Raw genomic sequence first — 606 nt, 5'->3', positions numbered from 1 at the left:
GCCAGCAAGGGCTGCAGCTTTACGGCGTGTCATGGAGCCGAGTTCGGGCAGGATAGCCAAGAGCTTGGCCGCCACGATCGGGCCGAGACTGTCCATGGCTGTGCAGATGGCGGCTCGATGCTTGAGGGCGCTGCTGTTGGCGATCAGTTCGCGGATCTCGACATCGATGATTTGGAGCTGGCGCTCGACGACTTTGACCACGGCCTCGAAAGAGGTCGCGAGCTTGCGGCCGCCAGGTGCCTTGGCACGATTCTTCTCTGCGATTTTGATGGCAATGAGTTCCTGGCGGCGGCGAACCAGGGCGCGCAAGCGGGTCTCGTCGGGGTCCGGAGCTTGCCAAAGGGACAGTTTTGCCCAGCGTTCACGGCCGTAGGCTCTCAACATCGCGGCATCGATGGCATCGCTCTTGCCGTGCGTGCCGAAGGAGCGGATGTAGCTCTTGACCTTGAGCGTGTCGGCGCGATGGCAGGCGATGCCGGCGCGCAGGCACTCTTCGAGCAGCAGGCTTTCATGGCCGCCTGTCGGCTCGCACACGACAAGGTCGATGTGTTTGTAGCTCTTCAGGAAAGCACGGACAGCTCTGCGCTGATTGAGGATGGTGCTGGT

The 606-nt window shown here is 62.2% G+C and carries 1 protein-coding gene; it reads right to left on the bottom strand.

The window, feature by feature from the left end; genetic code table 11:
* On the bottom strand, positions 1-606 hold a 606-nt coding region (locus AC07SZ_RS35635), incomplete at both ends, for an IS110 family transposase (protein ID WP_494917908.1).

The sequence above is a fragment of the Mesorhizobium sp. GW821-FHT07A06 genome (genome assembly GCF_059419085.1).
Note: the sequence above shows the minus strand (reverse complement) of the source record. Positions and strands in the feature narration are given on the sequence as shown.